The 13,563-nt window shown below is 71.3% G+C and carries 13 protein-coding genes and 1 tRNA gene; 3 read left to right on the forward strand and 11 right to left on the reverse strand.

All coding sequences use genetic code 11. From position 1 onward, the window contains the following. From ADK55_RS03405 to ADK55_RS03415, 3 genes are all read right to left on the reverse strand, one after another. Positions 1–615, reverse strand: a 615-nt coding sequence (locus ADK55_RS03405; protein ID WP_159041269.1) for an MFS transporter, incomplete at its 3' end; no start/stop codon positions are given. A 36-nt stretch (positions 616–651) separates the two neighbouring features. Then, positions 652–1,113 carry a MarR family winged helix-turn-helix transcriptional regulator gene (locus ADK55_RS03410; protein WP_053675876.1) on the reverse strand — a complete coding sequence of 154 codons (462 nt, stop codon included), beginning with the start codon at positions 1,111–1,113 and terminating at the stop codon, positions 652–654. Positions 1,114–1,461: 348 nt separating this feature from the next. After that, positions 1,462–2,541, reverse strand: a complete 1,080-nt coding sequence (locus tag ADK55_RS03415) for a chitinase (protein WP_053675878.1) — start codon at positions 2,539–2,541, stop codon at positions 1,462–1,464. A 310-nt stretch (positions 2,542–2,851) separates the two neighbouring features. Between ADK55_RS03415 and ADK55_RS03420 the strand changes: the two genes are divergently transcribed. Beyond that, positions 2,852–3,937 (forward strand): helix-turn-helix transcriptional regulator, encoded by a 1,086-nt coding sequence (locus tag ADK55_RS03420; protein ID WP_053675880.1) that lies wholly within the window; start codon positions 2,852–2,854, stop codon positions 3,935–3,937. Here ADK55_RS03420 and ADK55_RS03425 read toward each other — a convergent pair. The 3 genes from ADK55_RS03425 to ADK55_RS03435 are packed head-to-tail and all read right to left on the reverse strand — an operon-like array spanning position 3,928 to position 8,620. After that, a complete protein-coding gene (locus ADK55_RS03425) occupies positions 3,928–5,193 on the reverse strand; it encodes an MFS transporter (RefSeq protein WP_107089093.1) in 1,266 nt (421 codons plus the stop codon). The two genes, ADK55_RS03420 and ADK55_RS03425, sit on opposite strands and share 10 nt — an antisense overlap. Before the next feature lie 47 nt (positions 5,194–5,240). Then, positions 5,241–7,241 carry a PEP/pyruvate-binding domain-containing protein gene (locus tag ADK55_RS03430; RefSeq protein ID WP_234349880.1) on the reverse strand — a complete coding sequence of 667 codons (2,001 nt, stop codon included), beginning with the start codon at positions 7,239–7,241 and terminating at the stop codon, positions 5,241–5,243. After that, positions 7,238–8,620: an ATP-grasp domain-containing protein gene (locus ADK55_RS03435; protein ID WP_053675884.1), complete on the reverse strand. Its 1,383-nt coding sequence runs from the start codon at positions 8,618–8,620 to the stop codon at positions 7,238–7,240. Before ADK55_RS03435 ends, ADK55_RS03430 begins: the two co-directional genes overlap by 4 nt. A gap of 566 nt (positions 8,621–9,186) precedes the next feature. On the opposite strand from ADK55_RS03435, the gene ADK55_RS39495 reads away from it, so the two are divergent. Continuing rightward, positions 9,187–9,561 (forward strand): hypothetical protein, encoded by a 375-nt coding sequence (locus tag ADK55_RS39495; protein ID WP_053675886.1) that lies wholly within the window; start codon positions 9,187–9,189, stop codon positions 9,559–9,561. A gap of 102 nt (positions 9,562–9,663) precedes the next feature. Here the strand turns inward: ADK55_RS39495 and ADK55_RS03445 are convergent, their stop codons facing one another. After that, positions 9,664–9,876: a hypothetical protein gene (locus ADK55_RS03445; RefSeq protein ID WP_053675888.1), complete on the reverse strand. Its 213-nt coding sequence runs from the start codon at positions 9,874–9,876 to the stop codon at positions 9,664–9,666. A gap of 268 nt (positions 9,877–10,144) precedes the next feature. Here ADK55_RS03445 and ADK55_RS03450 point away from each other — a divergent pair, with 268 nt between their 5' ends. After that, complete coding sequence (locus tag ADK55_RS03450; protein ID WP_053675889.1) at positions 10,145–10,579, forward strand: VOC family protein; 435 nt, start codon at positions 10,145–10,147, stop codon at positions 10,577–10,579. 123 nt (positions 10,580–10,702) lie between these two features. On the opposite strand, the gene ADK55_RS03455 is transcribed toward ADK55_RS03450, so the two are convergent. The 4 genes from ADK55_RS03455 to ADK55_RS03470 all read right to left on the reverse strand — a co-directional run bounded on the left by ADK55_RS03455 (position 10,703) and on the right by ADK55_RS03470 (position 13,282). Beyond that, positions 10,703–10,948 carry a hypothetical protein gene (locus ADK55_RS03455; RefSeq protein WP_053675891.1) on the reverse strand — a complete coding sequence of 82 codons (246 nt, stop codon included), beginning with the start codon at positions 10,946–10,948 and terminating at the stop codon, positions 10,703–10,705. 286 nt (positions 10,949–11,234) lie between these two features. Beyond that, positions 11,235–11,309: transfer RNA gene (locus ADK55_RS03460), tRNA-Gly, on the reverse strand. A gap of 241 nt (positions 11,310–11,550) precedes the next feature. Beyond that, a complete protein-coding gene (locus tag ADK55_RS03465; protein WP_053675893.1) occupies positions 11,551–11,841 on the reverse strand; it encodes a hypothetical protein in 291 nt (96 codons plus the stop codon). 10 nt (positions 11,842–11,851) lie between these two features. Beyond that, positions 11,852–13,282 carry a carotenoid oxygenase family protein gene (locus ADK55_RS03470; RefSeq protein ID WP_053675895.1) on the reverse strand — a complete coding sequence of 477 codons (1,431 nt, stop codon included), beginning with the start codon at positions 13,280–13,282 and terminating at the stop codon, positions 11,852–11,854. Positions 13,283–13,563 lie beyond the last annotated feature (281 nt).

A 13,563-nucleotide genomic window follows, 5' to 3' on the forward strand; every position in this document is an offset into this window, starting at 1 on the left:
GAGCACGATCAGCGCGATGATCGCGAAGGGCACGCCGACGTAGAAGCACCAGCGCCAGCCGAGCCAGTCGGTGTCGGTGATGACGCCGCCGAGGAGCGGTCCGCCGACGGTGGCGACGGCGAAGGTCGCGCCGAGGTAGCCGCTGTAGCGGCCGCGCTCGCGCGGGGAGATCATCGCGGCCATCACGATCTGCGCGAGGGCGGACAGGCCGCCGACGCCGATGCCCTGGACCACGCGGCAGGCGATGAGCATCCCCGCGTTCTGGGACAGGCCGGCGGCGGCCGATCCCAGTACGTAGATGACCAGGGCTATCTGGACGAGCGCCTTCTTGCTGTACAGGTCGGAGAGCTTGCCCCACAGGGGGGTGGCGGCCGTCATGGAGAGCAGTGCGGCGGTGACGACCCAGGTGTAGGCGGACTGGCCGCCGCCCAGGTCGCCGATGATCTCGGGCAGGGCGTTGGAGACGATCGTCGACGACAGGATCGCGACGAACATGCCGAGCAACAGCCCGGAGAGCGCCTCCATGATCTGCCGGTGCGTCATCGGTGCGCCGTCGTGGCCGCCTCCGTGCTTGGCGTGAGAGCCCCGCACACCGGCTGGTGTGGTCGTTGCCATGGGCTTCCTAACGTTCTACGTGCGGTGTACGGGTGATCAGTTCGGTCGTGTGCGGTGCACGCCGCCGGAGCGGCAGTCACCGAAGCTCTCGCGCAGCCGGGACATGAGCCGGACGAGCCGGCCCACCTCCTCGTCGGACCAGTCGCTCAACCGATCGGCGAGCAACTGAGAGGAGCGTCGGGAGAGCTCGTCGAGCTGTTCCCCTCCGGCGGCGGTGAGGTGCAGGATGCGTGAGCGCTTGTCGGCCGGGTCGGGGCGCCGTTCGATCCAGCCCCGGTCCGCGACGTGTGCGACGTGTCGGCTGGTGACGGACATGTCCACGGAGAGCAGCTCGGCGAGCCTGCTCATGCGCATGTCCCCGTGCCGGCCGAGAAGGTGCAGCACGGCGGCGGATCCGGCCGGGCAGTCCTGGGGCAGGATCCGCCCCAGGTCCCTCTTGACGGCGCCGATGGCACTGAGCTCGCGAGCCAATTCCTCGTACTGCGCCCGCTCTGCCATCGCACCTCCTGCATCGTTGCTTCAGGCAACCGTAAAAGTGGTTGGTTGCTCCACGCAAACCGGGAGGGATGTATTGAGCTAAAAAGTTGACAAAGGCAAGCATTGGCGAACGTAAACCCGCAGGTGGGCGGCTTCGAGGCCCGGGGCGGCGGCAGGGGTGACCATTCGGCAGGCAATCCGATGATCACGCTGCGCAGTCGCGAGGTTCCCGTGCCGCTCCACCGCGGCGTCGACGGTCGCGGTGTTGCCCCCGCAAAGAGGGCGACGCCCGACCGGGGCGCGTGCGGCGCCTCGGTCGAGCGTCGTCCCCGGGCGGGGCCCGGGTGGCCGGGTGGGGCCGGTCGTCGGTCAGCGGCCCTGGATCGCCTTGACGTTGTTTCCGAAGGTCCAGTTCCTGGCGCCGTCCCAGTTCACGGACCAGGTCATCAGGCCCTTCAGGCCGTTCCCGTACTTGTTCCAGGCCTGCGCCACCAGGGTCGGGGTCATGTGACCGCCGCCCGCGCCCGGCTGGGCCGGGAGTCCGGGGACCTGCTTGTCGTACGGGACCTTGATGGTGGTGCCCTGGATGACGAGACCCTTGTTCAGGCAGTCGGTCTGCGCCGTGAAGCCCTGCACGGTGCCCGCGGAGTAGGAATCGCCCGAGCAGCCGTACATGCTGCCGTTGTAGTACTGCATGTTCAGCCACCACAGGCGGCCGTTGTCCGCGTACTTCTTCACGATGGGGAGATAGGCGCCCCAGATCGAGCCGTACGCCACGCTGCCGCCGGTGACGTAGGCCGTCTCGGGTGCCATCGTGAGGCCGAAGTTCGAGGGCATTCGGGCGAGCACGCCGTCGATGATGCGGATGAGGTTGGCCTGCGAGGCCGACAGCGTGGTGATGCTTCCGCTGCCGACGAGGCCGGTCTCGATGTCGATGTCGATGCCGTCGAAGTTGTACTTCTGCAGGATCGGCACGACCGTCGCGACGAACCGGTCGGCGACTGCGGCGGAGCTGAGGTCGATGCCCGCCGCCGCGCCGCCGATGGACATCAGGATGGTCTGGCCGGAGGCCTTGGCCTGGCACATCTCGGTCGGCGTGGCCACCTTCACCGTGGAGTCCATCCCGTCCTCCCACAGGACGGTGCCGTCCGAGCGGATGACCGGGAACGCGGCGTTGATCACGTTGTAGCCGTGACTCCGGATGCGGCTGTCGGTGATCGGGATCCAACCGAGCGGCGGGTGCACGCCGTTGGCGGCCCCGTCCCAGTTCTCCCAGTAGCCCTGTAGGACCTTTCCCGCGGGCCTCGACTTGACGGCGCAGGTGTCGGCCGGCGGGGCCGGGTCCGAGGTGGAGGCCGGGGTGGAGGCCGGGGTGGCCGCGATCAGGCTCGGTAAGGCGAGGGCGGTGGCCAGGCCGGCCAACAACAGGCGTGTACCGCGAGAGAGCATGGTGAGGTGCCTCCTGGACTGTGGGGAACCCGGGGAGGTGCGTGGGGTGGTGGACCAGACGGTAGGGAGGCCCCGACCGACGGTCAATAGGTCTGGACCAAGTCCCCTGTCGGCGTGGGGGTGTTCAGCAAGGGCGGGAACAGGACATTCCGATTGCCGTGCCCGCAACTTCGCTCAAAACCGGTTAAGTTGACCTCCCGTCCGGAGCGTCATCGACGCGCGACACACCGTGCGCACGCACGCCCGACGGGAGCGACCCCGTCCCGGGGAGGGCGAGTCGCGAGCGGAGACCCGAGAGACAGAAACAGGCATGTACGCGAAGAACGAGCACGGGCAGGTACGGCCGGCGGCCGGCGGGGGCGGGGAGCCGGCACGAGGAGGCGAGTTCGCGCGGGGCGCGGGAGGCGACCGGGACGTTCCCGAAGCCGCGCGATGGTTCGAGGCCCTCGCCGCGTACGCCCCCGCGCCCGCCTTCATCCGCGACGGACAAGGCCGGTACCTGTGGGTGAACGCCGCCTACGCCCACCTCTACCGCATGGAGTCGCACGCCGTGGTCGGCCGGACCGTGGAGGAGATCGACGCCCCCGACGACGCCGCCATGTTCCGGGCCCTGGACCGCGAGGTGCTGTCGTCCCGCCGGCCGGTCCGCCACACCCTCGTCTTCCGGCACCCCGACGGGACACCCCGCCAGGTCACCGGGCACCGATTCGTCCTGGACCACGGCCGGGGCCTGCGCGTGGGCGGGATCTACACCGACGTCACCGACCAGGCAAGGGCGCTGGAGGACAAGGCCGTCGCCGCCGAGGAACTCCACGCCCTGTGGGAGCGCTCGGGGCTGGCCATCGTGACCCTGGACCTGCGCGGCCGGATACAGCGGGTCAGCGGGGGAGTCGCGGAACTGCTCGGGGGCGACCGCGCCTCCCTGGAGGGCACCCGCGCCCTCGGACACCTGCGCGGTGACGCCCGGACGGTGCGGCGCGCGTGGGTGGACCTGGTCGCCGGAAAGGCGTCCCGGCGCACGTGTTCCGTGGTCTGCGCCACGGCCTCGGGCGAGAGCAAGGTCCTGCGGGCCGATCTCGCGGTGGTCAGACGCCAGGGTGCTCCCGACCGGGTCTCTGCCGTACTGACCTCGCTGAGCGTCGGGTTCGACGCGCCCGCCCGGGTGAGCCCCGTGCAACTGCGGGTCCTCGCCCTGATGGCGGCCGGCCGGTCCAACGGAGCCATCGCCACCGACCTGGGACTCTCCCGCCAGGCGCTGGACTACCACCTGCGCCGACTGCGCGGAGCACTCGACGCGGAATCACGCCCCGCCCTGGTGGCCCGCGCCTACACCCTCGGCATCCTCGACACGGGGGTGTGGCCCCCGCGCGCCACCGTCCCGCCCTGTCAGGGCTGACCGACGGCCTGCCGCACCCCGTCACGACGCAGCCGCCGCAGGACGACGCCCACGACGAGCAGCAGCAGGCAGGTGCCCACCGCCGCGTGCACGAGGAGCGCGTCCAGGCGGTCCGCCGCCAGGTAGGCGCCGACGGCCAGCGCCACCAGCGCGCACACGCCGCGGTCGATGATGGACTCCACCGACAGCAGGGTCGCCCGGTACGGGGTCGGCGGGATGGCCGCGTTGATCAGGTTGCGTTGCACCGGGTACGCCAGGCCCGCCGCGGCGGCGAACACGCACAGCCACACGATCGTGCCCAGCGCCCCCGACAGGGTGGTGGCCGCGAGAGTGAGCGCCATGACCACGCTCAGCACGGTCACCACCGAGGTGTCGGAGAGCCTGCCGCGCAACCAGCCGGTCCGGGCCGATCCGACGGCCTCCGCGACCGTCATCGCCGACAGCACCGCACCGTGATCGGCGACGGGGAGGTCCTTCTCCAGCAGCAGCGGTTGGAAGAGGTTGACCTGGCAGATGCGCGCGAGCGTGAAGATGGCCACGCCCTGCACCATCAGCGGTCCGAGCGACCGCGAGGTCCCGAGCACCTTCAGGGCCTGGCGGGCCGAGTCGAGGAGCCCGACGCGTTCCGCCGGCGGCCGCGTTCCACCGTGTCGTTCCGCGATGGCGGGGAGCGCCGCGGCGCAGGCCAGCGAGCCGAGCGTGGAGAGCGCGGTCAGCACGTACGGGGCCTCGTGCCAGACGTGCATCAGGACGCCGACCAGTGGCCAGCAGGCGATCTTCGCCCACAGGCCGAGCGCCCGGGCGGTCCCCTCGGCCTGGACGTAGTGCTCTCCCGCACCGTGCTCGTGCAGGTACTCGTACAGGTACGCGCTGGACGCCCCGGAGACCAGCGAGCGGGCGGCGGCGATGGCCAGGAAGTGCGCCATGAAGCCCACGAAGGAGGGCCAGGCGACCGGGACCAGGTTCGCCGCCGTCATCACCGCCGCCCCGAGCTGCATGCAACGGCGCTGTCCGATGCGGTCGGCGATGAAGCCGGTGGGTATCTCCAGCAGGCAGAACGCCACGTAGTAGACGCTCTGGATGCCGAAGATCTGGCTGTCCGAGAGACCCGCCTGCTTCTGGTACTGGTAGAAGACCGGCATCCACCACAGCAGGTTGAACAGGAGCTGGAAGCCGTTGTTCAGGCGGATCACACGGAGCACCGCGGCGGGCGGGCGGACGCGGCGTTTCACGCGCGCACGCAGGGAGAGGGGCATGGGAGTGACCTTCGGAAGGGGCGGAACGCGGGGGAGTGCGGGCGGATTCAGGCGCTGTAGGGCCTGAGTTGGAGGATGTGGAGCGCGCCTCCCGGCCCGAGCAGCCATTCGACGTCGAGCGGTCCGGCGAAGGTGTAGTCCGCGGCGAAATGGGACTGGAGCAGGCGGCCCGCGAGCGCCAACCGGCCCAGATGGGCCTGCGTCTCCAGGTCCAGGTCCTGCTCGGCCGCCCCGAGCGAGAGCGTGCGACCGCCGCCCTCGACGGTGTTGTACAGGTACTGCAGGGGCATCGTCCGGCCGTCGACCACGTCGGCCGTGGAACCGTGCGCACAGTTGAGGTAGACGTTCCGGAAGTCGGCCCGGTTGGTCGGATTGCAGGTCACCATGACGCCTCCGAGCGGGGACGGCTCGTAGCGCTGGACGATCACCCCCATGTAGGTGTCGTCCAGCGAGATGCCGGCCTGATGGCGCAGCCGCACGCTGCGCGGGGACAGCAGCGAGGCCCACACCTGACGGATCGCGTCCAACAGCCCCGGCAGATCGGTGACCTTGGTGTGGGACTCGTAGATGCCGGCGGCGGAGAAGCCCGGCAGGTCCTCGGCGTTCGACGAGGACCGCACGGCGAAGCGACTCGTGCCCGCCAGGTGCTCGACCAACCGGGCGTCCAGGGCGCGCACCAGGTCCTCGGGCACGGGGAGGGTGCGCACCAGGTGCTGCAATTGGACGCAGACCGTGTCCACGGCGTCCATGGCGTTCAGCTCCAGGGCCATCTTCAGCTTGCCGATGCTCTGCTGCACGGCGGGCGAGGAGTCCAGGAAGCGTTGTTGGACGGAGAACGGCACGGCGATCCCCGCCGGTGCCTGGACGTGCCGGGCCAGGAACTCCCCGGCGTACTGGGCGAGATCGCCGTCGACGGGCATCCGCAGCCGGGCAGCGAGGTGACCGAGCAGATCGGCTCGGGGCGGGCGCGGCACGGAGTAGTAGCCGGTCAGTCGGCCGGAGCCGTGACGCAGTACGTGGTGCAGCTCGCCCAGGTTGGCCGCCTTCGTGCCGTACCGGTTCCGGTCGCGGGCACGCAACGCGGACAGCGGCACGAGCGGTACGTCCGTCACGTGCGGGGCGTCGAGCCGGACCCGCTGCGTGTGCCAGGTCGGTTCCGCGAGGTCCGCCGGCTCCTCGGCGCGTTCGACGACGAAGTTCTCGGCGGTGACCTCGTAGCGGACCCAGGCGCCGTCCAGCTTCTCGTCGGCGATCGTGTCGAGGATGCCGCGGACGATGGCGTTGGGGATGCCCCAGCCGGCCGCCAGCATGTTGGTGTGCGACAGCGGGGTGGTGGGCAGGGCGTTGAGCAGCCCCGCGAGGCGCGGGATGTCGTCGGGGACGACCGGCATGGCAACGATGTCGTACCAGGTCAGGTCCGCGCGCGCGGCCCGGTACTCCTCGCCGGAGGCGAAGGCGCGCAGCCGGCCGGTCGCCGAGGCGAGCGTCAACGGCACGAACGGCGCGGTCGCGAACAACGCGTGACCCCGGGCACGGGGCACCACGGTCTCGGGCACCGCCGCGAGGGCGTTCTCCTGCCCGTGGTTGGCCGGCTTGACCAGCAGTTCCAGCGCGGGATCCAGGTGGGCCCGCACGAAGGCGTGGAACTCGATCAGCAGGTCCGCTCCCATCGTGTCGGCCTCGGTGGTCTCCAGGACCATGAACGGCTCGTCCTGCTCCGGGCCTCCCCGGGAGTGCAGGGACAGCACGCCGAGCAGGAACCGTCGCTCGGGATCCTGGTACACGTCGTGGTTGAACCGGTCGAGCCGGGCGTCGAGTTCTTCCAGGGTCAGTCCCACGACCTCGGTGGCTATGTAGTTGACGTGGAAGGAGTGCACGGCGCTGTCCAAGACGTGCCAGAGGCCCTGCTCCCGGTCGACGACGACCTTCACGTACGGGTGCCCGCCCAGCACCCCGGCCAACTGCTCGAACAGGGGCAGGGTGAGCAGGGTGTCCACTGCGGCGCCCCGGGGGGACGGTACGGGTGTGGTGGTGCCGGCGTTCGTCATGCGGTGCTCCCGGGCGTCGGGCGGTCGGCGGACGGGGCGCCGAGGGCGTGCGGCAGCGCCGCGAGGATCCGGCCGCAGTCGGCCAGCAGTTCCGGCCCGGACTCGGCGGTGAGGAAGCACAGCGCCGCCATGGAGTTGGCGCCCCCCGCCTCCTCGTACACCGGCACCCGGCTGCCCGGCGGGAGGCTGTGCTCACGCACCAACTCGACGCGGGAACCGGGCGCGAGCAGGGCGGGCCAGTCGACCGCCTCGAAGTCCCAGGTCGGGAGCTCGCTCCAGGGCCGGCCCTCGGGATCCACGGCGAGGACGACGAGCGACCCGGCCGCCCCTTCGCCCTCCGTCAGCATCCGCCGCGGGTAGTCGACGTCCCGGCCGAGCAACTCGCGGACCAGCATGCCGATCATGTCGAGGCCGAAGACGGTCTCCACCTGCCGTGTGGTCATCACCCCACCGAACCGGGCCGCCGTCTCGATCAGCCACATGGCACCGTCCGCACCGAGTTTGATCTCGGTGTGGGTGGCACAGGTGTCGAGCCCGAGCGCGTCGACGGCGGCGCGGGACACCTCCTCGATCCGGCGCTGAAGGGCTTCCGGGAGAGCCGCCGGAGCCAGGCTCGCGCGCTCGGTGAAGGGCGCGATGGTGGGCATCCGGCCGGTGATGCACAGCGGGTGGTACCGGCCGCCGGCGACGATCCCCTCCACGCTCGCGTAGTCGCCCCAACCGGCCTCGTCGAACCAGTCGGAGGCCTCACCGATCACGATCTCCTCCAGCAGGAAATCGCTGACGCCCTCGTCCGCGGCGTGCAGTTCCGCGTATCCCTGGGCGGACGAGGCCTCCATGACGGAACGGCCGGTCTTCCACGCCTCCTCGGCCTGCTCCTCGTTCCACACGGTGAGGTGGGCCGTGGAGCCCGCGCTCCAGGCGGCCTTCAGCAGCAGCGGCGGCGTCAGTTCCTCGAAGGCGGTCGCGATGTCCTCCGGCGTGTGGACCTCCGTGAACCCCGGTACGGGCACCCCGGCATCACGCCAGATCCGGCGCATCAGGCGCTTGTCCCGGGCCCCCGCGACCCGTTCGCCGGCGCCGCGCAGCCCGAGCCGCTCACTGGCATGGGCCACGGCCACCACCGCGTACTCCGACAGCGTCAGCACCGCTGCGGCGCCGACGCGGCGCGCGTGGGAACAGATCAGATCGACCAGTTCCACCCCCTCGCGGGGCTGCACCGAGGTGATGGACGCGCATGCGGGCAGCCATACGGACTCGGTGGTTCGAGGCAGTGGTGCGAGCGCCAGGACATGGACGTCGGCGTGAGCCGCGATTCTCGGTATCGCGTACTCCAGCGGAGGGCCGCCCTTGGCATAGACGAAGAGGATCGGGGACATGGTGCTCCCGGGGTCGAGGGGGACGCCGCGTGGCGCTGCGGCGGCGTCGGGGGACGATCCGTACGGGGTGACACGGTGTACGGACCAGGGGCAACTAGAGCACGACGGGGAACGGCGGACGCACGTCTGTACCCCTACTCGGTTAGGCGTTCGCCAAACAACCGCACGCGCCAAGTGGGCGTGGAATGAAGGTGTTTCAGCCACCTGCACGGAGCCCGAGACGATCACGGGCCCTCGATGCCGACCGGGTGGTCCCGGGCCCGGGAGCGGGGTCTGCGGCGAGTGGCCCCATGCCGGGAGGGCCGGTAAAAGGAGGCCGGTATGTGGGGGTGGGGTGGTGGGTGTGATACTCGACCGGCGGACTCGATCCATCGCGGTACGACGGGCCCAGGGAGCCTCGCGGAGGCCGCCGTGCGGACCGGCGACGTGCGAAGGAGCGCTGAAAGAGGGACGCATCCCAACGGTCACTGCGCGACATCGTCCTCGGACCGGGGCGGGAGACGCTGCGGCGGCTGCGTTCCGGTACGTCCCCCACACGGGGCCAGGCGGCCCCCGCGCGGGAGCGGGTGGCCGCCGATCCGGTGCTGCGCGCGGGCGTGTTGTACGCGGCGCGGCACGACCCCCGCGCGGAGGACCTGCCGTTGCTGCGCTTCCTGCTGGAGTGCGAGTGCGAGTGCGAGTGCGAGAGCGGGCCGGGAGCGGAACGGTTCGAGGAGCGCTGGTTGGCCGCGGCGCTGGTCGCGGCCCACGGGCGGGAAGAGGACGTGGCGCTCCTTCGGACGGCCACCTCCGGTCAGGTCACCGACAGCGCCGGAGCCGTGGAGTGGGCCCGGGCCCGGCAGGAGAGCGACGCGGAGGCCGAGAGGCACTTGTGGGTGTTCCTGACCCACCTGGAGGACGTGTCGGGCGAGGAACTGGAACGCAGGCTCGCCGAGGCGTGAGGCGTGAGGCGCGTCGTGTGGTGCGTGGTGTGAGGGAGGTGGAGGGTGCGCGGGCGGGTGCGTCGCCGGGTCCCGGGCGGTCGCCGCGCGCACCCGGGAACGTCAGTCGCGCCGGCGCAGGACGTGTTCCGCGTAGGGCAGGTCGTGGACGTCGGCGGCGGATCCGGTCAGCGGGAACATGGGGGTGTAGGTGCACCGGCCGGGATAGGCGTGGTCGACTTCCCACTGCGCCGCCGTCGTTCCCTCGCCGGACTCCCGCGTGCAGACCGTGTACAAGGGGTGCGAGCAGCCCTGGCAGGCGGGCGGGCCGTTCACGCTCGGGTCCGAGGGGCGTTGCCGCGGCCTCGCGTGGGCGGGTGAGGGCGCCAGGAACGGGACGGCGGGGCGCCGGGGGCGGAGGTCGCCGGGTCGGACGTGGTGATCATGACGGAAGAACGATTCTGCGAGGGCGGGGGACACGCCTCGTCGCCGCGGAATCTGACCTTCCGGGGTGCGCCGGCGGCCCGTTGTCCCGCGTGGATCCCGTCGCACGGGCTCGTGTTCCCTCCCCGGTGTCGCCTCGGGGCCGTGCTAGCTTCCGTTCATGGAACAGCGTGTCAGTCTCATCACCTTGGGCGTCACGGACCTCGGTCGCGCCCGGGCGTTCTACGAGAGCCTGGGGTGGCGGGGTCAAGAGGTCGAGGAGACCGTCTTCTTCCAGGCCGGCGGCCTCGGATTCGTGCTCTGGGGTCGCGAGGAACTCGCGCGTGACAGCGGCCTCGCCGACGGCCCGGGAACCGGATTCGGCGGTATCACCCTGGCCCACAACGTGCGTTCCCCGCAGGAGGTGGACGCGCTGATCTCGGCGGCGCGAGAGGCGGGCGCCACTGTCACCAAACCGGCCGCGGCGACGTTCTACGGGGGTTACGCGGGATACTTCACCGATCCCGACGGGCATCCGTGGGAGATCGCCCACAATCCGGGCTTCCCGTTGGCCGAGGACGGCTCGCTCACCATCCCCGACTTCGGTTCCCTGTAGCGCCGGCCGCCGTATCACCGGCTGTCGTGGCACCGGCCGTCGTGGCACCGGCCGCTTTGGCACCGGTCCCCGTGGCGCCGATCGGGCCGGCCTCGACCATCGCCACCGGCCCGGCCCGCCCCCTCAGTTGGTGGTGACGGTGACGATGGCGGCGATGACCGTGAGCGTGGAGAGGGCGAGCATGCCGTGACGCACCAGCCCCGTCGCACTGTTGTCGATGGGGGACCGGCCCGTGGCCGGGGAGGGAGGCGTCGGTACCGCGGGTTGGGTTTGGTGCCGGCACGCACAGGTGTCCTGGTGGGTCAACGCGTCGCGCCAGAGTTCGCCGTCGAGGGGTGCCCGCGAGAACGCGGCCGGTTCGGACTTCATACGCGTTTCAACCGTCAGGCGTCCGGGTGGTCACGCGCGTTGGTCAATCCGCCACTGGTCGCCACCTTCCGCCAGGGGCGGGGGCGCGTTGCGTTGCCGCGCGCGCCGGGGGCGCGGAGGGCGAGGGGTGCCCTGGCGTGGCCGAACGGGAGAGTGGGGCGGGTGTGATCCGGTACGGATGCGGAGCTACCGATGTCCCCTGGCGAGATGTCCCATGATCAGATTCGCGCATTGCGTCAAGGACATCGTCCGACCGGGCGCCGGCCACTGAGTGGCGGGGGTGAAGTGGAGCGGATGGCAGGGATCGCACACTGCGTTTTCCCCCTGGAAGGGGGACGTTCTACTACTGAACTACATCCGCACGCATGAGGAGGTTCGGTCCGTGGCCGATCCCCTTCAAGGTGATCACCATCCTAGACGACAATCAGGGTGGGTTGGCAACTCGGCGCGCGGTGAGGGGCGGTCGGTGACCGGCGAGGCCTCCGAGGCGGAACCGCAGGGTTTCTGGTGGGGCGTCGGGGAATCGCGGACGAGACGCCGGGGCAGTGCCCCCGGCCTCCGAAGGCCACGGCCGGTCCGACACGGCCGGTCCGACGGGAACGCTACGCGGCGGACCCCTCGTTGCGGTTGGCGAAGGGGCGGGCCGCGTGGACCGCGATGAACTCGGCGATCAGGGAGGCCTCGGCGATGCCCGGACTCTCGTCAGGTGTGGACCGCCACGCGACGAGCAGGTCGGCCGAGTCGCGCAGTTGCCAGATGTAGCGGCCGCCCCAATGGCCCACCGGGAAGCCCGCGCCGTCGCGCCGGTACTCGTCGAGCCTCTTGCGGAGCCCGCGCCGGCCGTCCTTGCCCGCCGAGGCCTTGCCCACGTACAGGATCGTGGCGCCGTGCACCCAGGCATCATTATTCCTCGGTGGGCAACCAGGCCCCGTGGAGGCCCAGCGGCACGCGGACCGGGATGCGGATCCGCGCGCAGGGGCCCTGCGCGGGGTCGTGCGCGGGGATGACGAGAAGCAGGCTGGTGTCGTCGGTGCGGTCGGTGGCGAAGGTCAGCCAGTAACCGTGTCCGTCGTCGCTGCTGCCGGGCGTCGGCGCGTAGACGGGCTCGCCGACCGAGAGGTCTCCCGCGTCCCAGTTCCGTGCGCCGAGGCCCGTGCCGTCGGCGGTGTACCACCGCAGGGCGTCGTACTCCCCGGGAAGCAGTCGGTCGGTGCGTCCGCTGACGGACGCGACGGCGATCGTGCGGTGGGGTCGGGTGAGCAGGCGGTCGTCGACGCGGGGGAACTCGACGGAGGCGTCGTCGAGCTGTGTGCGTCGTACGGTTCCCGCCACGGGGTCGATGACGGCCCGGGTCAGACCGCGGTGCGCGGTGGCGCCCTGCACGGGGTCCTGGCCGAGGGAGAGCGCGGGCCACTGGACGTAGTCGAGGACGATGCCGTCGTCGGTCGGATCCTCGTAGGCGTTCACGGTGTGCCAGACCCAGAACGCCTCGTCGCTCGCCCAGCGCACCGGGCCCCCGTCGCGCGGGACGAGTGCGATGCGGGTGCCCTGTTCGGGACGCCAGGCCAGGAACGAGCCGCCCCGCATGGCGCCCGCGATGTCGAAGAACGCGGGCGCCAGGATGAGGACGAGATGGCGGGAGGTGAGGGCCATGTCGTGGATCATCAGCGGCTCGTCCACCCCGTCGATCGGGGTCGGGCCGCGCCCCACGGTCCCGTCCGGGTTGATGACGGACCAGGTCAGGTAGGGGGGTTCGAGCGCGTAGCAGAAGACGACCATTTCCCCCGTGGCCGGGTCGATCTTGGGGTGGGCGGTGATGCCGGCCGGGAGTCGCCCGTCGAACGTCTCCTTGCCGAGCGTCTGCAGGTCGGGGCCCATGCGGAAGGGGCAGTCGGACTCGGCCAGGGCGAGGAGGCGCCCCGCGTGCCGGACGACATTGATGTCGGGGAGGTTCTTGAAGGTGTGGGCGAGGTCGGGGCCGACGACGTCCGGACCGGGCGTGATCATGGATTCCAGCCCGCCCCACAGGGCGTGGCCCACCTTCTCCTCCGCGAGGATCGCGGGGGTGCGTACGAAGCGGTTGCCGTAGCGGGCGCGACCCCCCGAGAGCCACACGCCGTGCAGCATCCCGTCGCCGTCGATGGGGTACAGGTAGGACCCGATCGGGGTGAAGCGGGGGTTGGGGCCGTTGCGCAGGTAGAGGCCGTCGAGATCCTCGGGCAGCTCCCCGACGACGTCGAGGTCGACGACGTCCACCTCCTCGGTGACGGGGGCGAACCGTCCGTTGAGGTGGGCCGTACGGGTGGGGTCGAAGGCCGTGGCGTGGGTGGTCATGGGGACCTCCAGGGGGCGGAAGGCGGGGGGCTGCCCTCCAAGCCAGTCAACCGCCGCGAGTGGTGCACTGCCACTTCCGGGGGCGGCACTGCCACTTCCGGGGCGGCCGGCCACGGGCCGCGCCGGCGCCCTTGGCGGTACGGCCCGTGGCCGGCAGGGGTACGTGCCGCGAGGGCCGGGTAGGTCAAGGCCGCGACGCGCGGGGGCCGTCGGGTGGGGCGGGGGGCACGGATGGGGGGGAAAGCGCGGGGGGGGGGGGGGCGGGGCCTTTGGGGGGGGGG

Source organism: Streptomyces sp. WM4235, assembly GCF_001279725.1.
GTDB lineage: Bacteria > Actinomycetota > Actinomycetes > Streptomycetales > Streptomycetaceae > Streptomyces.

Bases quoted from the DNA above. Each gene is read 5' to 3' on its own strand.
- ADK55_RS03410 (WP_053675876.1), bottom strand. From the start codon at position 1,113: ATGGCAGAGCGGGCGCAGTACGAGGAATTGGCTCGCGAGCTCAGTGCC.
- ADK55_RS03415 (WP_053675878.1), bottom strand. From the start codon at position 2,541: ATGCTCTCTCGCGGTACACGCCTGTTGTTGGCCGGCCTGGCCACCGCC.
- ADK55_RS03420 (WP_053675880.1), top strand. From the start codon at position 2,852: ATGTACGCGAAGAACGAGCACGGGCAGGTACGGCCGGCGGCCGGCGGG.
- ADK55_RS03425 (WP_107089093.1), bottom strand. From the start codon at position 5,193: ATGCCCCTCTCCCTGCGTGCGCGCGTGAAACGCCGCGTCCGCCCGCCC.
- ADK55_RS03430 (WP_234349880.1), bottom strand. From the start codon at position 7,241: ATGACGAACGCCGGCACCACCACACCCGTACCGTCCCCCCGGGGCGCC.
- ADK55_RS03435 (WP_053675884.1), bottom strand. From the start codon at position 8,620: ATGTCCCCGATCCTCTTCGTCTATGCCAAGGGCGGCCCTCCGCTGGAG.
- ADK55_RS03450 (WP_053675889.1), top strand. From the start codon at position 10,145: ATGGAACAGCGTGTCAGTCTCATCACCTTGGGCGTCACGGACCTCGGT.
- ADK55_RS03455 (WP_053675891.1), bottom strand. From the start codon at position 10,948: ATGAAGTCCGAACCGGCCGCGTTCTCGCGGGCACCCCTCGACGGCGAA.
- ADK55_RS03470 (WP_053675895.1), bottom strand. From the start codon at position 13,282: ATGACCACCCACGCCACGGCCTTCGACCCCACCCGTACGGCCCACCTC.